Here is a 2803-nt window from a genome sequence, read left to right on the forward strand (position 1 = left end):
CGCAGCACGAGCGGATCGAGATCGCCGATCTGCACCGCGCCGGCAAGAGCGTGCGCGCGATCGCCGCCGAGCTGGCCCGGTCCCCATCGACGGTCAGCCGCGAGCTGCGCCGCAACGGCCGCCGCGACGGGCAGTACCGGCCATTTGAGGCCCACCACAAGGCCGCGATGCGCCGGCGCCGCCCACGCGCACCTCGGTGGACGACGACCCCAGCCCTGGAGGTGTTCCTGCAAGTGCACCTGCGCCAACGGTGGAGCCCGCAGCAGATCAGCCGCGAGCTGGGCCACCGATTTCCTAACGACCCTGCGATGCGCCTGTGTCCGGAGTCGATCTACCAGGCGATCTACCGCCCCGGCAGCCCGCTGACCAGGCCGCCCATCACACGCCACCCGGCTCGCTCGCCGCTGCGCACCGGACGTGACCACCGACGGGCGCACCGCCGACTCGAGCAGCGCCAGCACCGCTTCACCACACCGGGCCTGAGTGTGCACGATCGCCCGTTCGACCCGCTGGACCGCTCCGTTCCCGGCGCCTGGGAAGGCGACCTCATCGTCGGACCTGGGCACCGCTCGGCGATCGGGACCCTGGTCGAACGCCACACCCGGTTCGTCAAGCTCATCCACCTACCCGGACAAGACTCACGCGCGCTGCGCGACGCGCTCATCGACGACCTCGCCGACCTGCCGGCACATCTGCGCACGTCGATCACGTGGGACCAGGGCACCGAGATGTCCCGCCACCAGGACATCACCGCCGCCCTGGGCACGAAGGTCTACTTCGCCGACGCGCACTCGCCCTGGCAGCGCGGCAGCAACGAGAACACCAACGGACTGCTACGCCAGTACTTCCCGAAGGGCACCGACCTGTCGCGGCACACCTCGGCCGACCTTCGCGCCGTCGCCGACGAGCTCAACGCACGCCCCAGAGCAGTCCTCGGACACCAACCACCAGCTGCCCTCTTCGCCACGCTGCTAGCGTCGGCAAACGGAACCGGGTCAGGCTCCCTGCGCCGCTACGTGCGACCGGCGTTCGAGCACTACACCCTCGGCGAGATCACCACGGGCCGGGTCGAGTGGTTCATGCGACGGGAGGCCGCGGTGTCCTACGGACGGGCCAAGCACTCGTGCACCGGGAGGCCATGCCGGCCTCGTGGCGATCGGCTGGCAGTCTCACCGCCGGGAGGCAGGCGCTCGCCTGCTTGCGGCTGCACTCTTCAGCCCAGCGGTTCAGCGCGATGGTGCCGACCGTCTGGCTACCGGCCTGCGAGAGTTGGGTCGGGCGCACGGAGCGGCCCGGTGCTTCCGCGTTCGATGAGGCGAGGGACGGAGTCGAGGGACGGCTCACTGTCCACTCCGTCGATGACATCGAGGAGCAGTCGGCCGGCGTGCTCGCCGTAGGAGTGCACGTCGTGGCTGATGGCGGACAGGGCCGGATGCGTGCTCTCGCACAGCACGGAGTCGTCGTAGGCGACCAGGGACACGTGGTCGGGAACGACGAGCCCCAGCTCGTGTGCGACCCCTAGGCCGGCGACGGCCATGATGTTGTTGTCGTAGACGATCGCGGTGGGTCGCGTTGTCCCGGTGAGCAGCTGGTGGGTGGCGCTGCGGCTGCCGACCGCAGAGGGCGCCGCCTCCACGACGAAGGGGCTGGGCAGATCGAGCCCGGTACAGGCTTCGACGAACGCGCGGTTACGGATGGTCGTGTGCGCCATGGTCGTCTGCTCGCTGACGCGAGCCAGGCGCCGGTGGCCGAGCTCGACCAAACGTCGCACGGTCGCCGCGATCGCCGCCCCATCGTCGCTCCACACCGCGGTGGCGCCTGGGGCGTATCGCGGGTCTCCGATCACGACGAACGGGATCGCCATGTCGCGCACGAGGCCTGGGCGCGGGTCGTTGACGCGCAGATCCAGCAGTACCAATCCGTCGACCCGCTGCTCGGCCACCCAGCGGCGGTAGGTGTCCAGTTCCGCCTGCTCGTCCTGGGCGAACTGGAGGAGCAAGCCGGTGCGCTGCACGCTGAGAGCAGCCTCAAGGCCGGCGATGAAGCTCATGTAGAACGGCTCGATGCCGATGTCGCGTGCCGGGCGGGTCAGGACCAGGCCGACCGTGCCGGCGCGGGCGCCGACCAGAGCGCGCGCGGCCGCGTTGGGGAACCACCCGAGCTCGGTGGCGATTGACAAGATCCGCTGCCGCGTGGCCTCGGAGACGCCCGGGCGATCGTTGAGCGCCAAGGAGACCGCGCTGGTCGACACGCTGGCCAGCGCGGCGATGTCCGCCATCTTCAGCGGTCTGCGGGACGTCGTCATCTTCAACTACTCGAACGCTCAAGCATGTGTAGCCCTCTCCGTCACAAGTCGGTCACAATCCTAGCGTCGACCTGCGATGACGTCATCACACTCGGTGCAGTGTTGATACTCAAGCGTTTGAGTACTACGGTCGGTCACGCTCAGTTCGAGCATCGAGGCTTCAAAGGAGACAGCCATGACGAGGAAGGTAACGACAGTCGGCGTCGCTGCGGTCATCGCCGCGCTCGCGCTCGCCGGTTGCTCGGGGACGGCACAGCCGGCCAGCACGTCATCGACCGGCGGTACCGATGCGCTGGGGCCGGACTCGCTCAAGAGCGCCGGAGCGGCGACCATCACCTGGTGCGCGCAGAAGGACTCGTCCGGGACATTCCATGCCGTCATGGACGCGGTCAACGCCGCTCAGGGCGCCAGTGGCGTGCAGCTGAACCCGGATCCGCCGGTGTGATTTCGTGAGGGGCTGGTGTCGGGCTTTCGTGGCGGCTCGGGCGTAGGGGCGCG

Annotated in this window: 2 protein-coding genes and 1 pseudogene; 2 read left to right on the forward strand and 1 reads right to left on the reverse strand. The window is 69.2% G+C overall.

The features are described from left to right. Positions 1-50: 50 nt before the first annotated feature. Positions 51-866: pseudogene (locus tag BGO37_RS17810) on the forward strand (IS30 family transposase); the annotation flags it as partial. A gap of 386 nt (positions 867-1252) precedes the next feature. Here BGO37_RS17810 and BGO37_RS02665 read toward each other — a convergent pair. Beyond that, positions 1253-2305, reverse strand: coding sequence for a LacI family DNA-binding transcriptional regulator (locus BGO37_RS02665; protein WP_291752009.1), 1053 nt, complete (start codon positions 2303-2305; stop codon positions 1253-1255). A gap of 175 nt (positions 2306-2480) precedes the next feature. Between BGO37_RS02665 and BGO37_RS02670 the strand changes: the two genes are divergently transcribed. Beyond that, on the forward strand, positions 2481-2750 hold the full coding sequence (locus BGO37_RS02670; RefSeq protein WP_291752011.1) for a hypothetical protein: 270 nt from the start codon (positions 2481-2483) through the stop codon (positions 2748-2750). The last annotated feature ends 53 nt before the right edge of the window (positions 2751-2803 follow it).

The organism is Cellulomonas sp. 73-92 (genome assembly GCF_001898175.1).
Lineage (GTDB): Bacteria > Actinomycetota > Actinomycetes > Actinomycetales > Cellulomonadaceae > Cellulomonas.

What these genes read in the sequence shown, in the direction of transcription:
- BGO37_RS02665 (WP_291752009.1), bottom strand. Translation starts at nt 2,305, where the DNA reads ATGACGACGTCCCGCAGACCGCTGAAGATGGCGGACATCGCCGCGCTG.
- BGO37_RS02670 (WP_291752011.1), top strand. Translation starts at nt 2,481, where the DNA reads ATGACGAGGAAGGTAACGACAGTCGGCGTCGCTGCGGTCATCGCCGCG.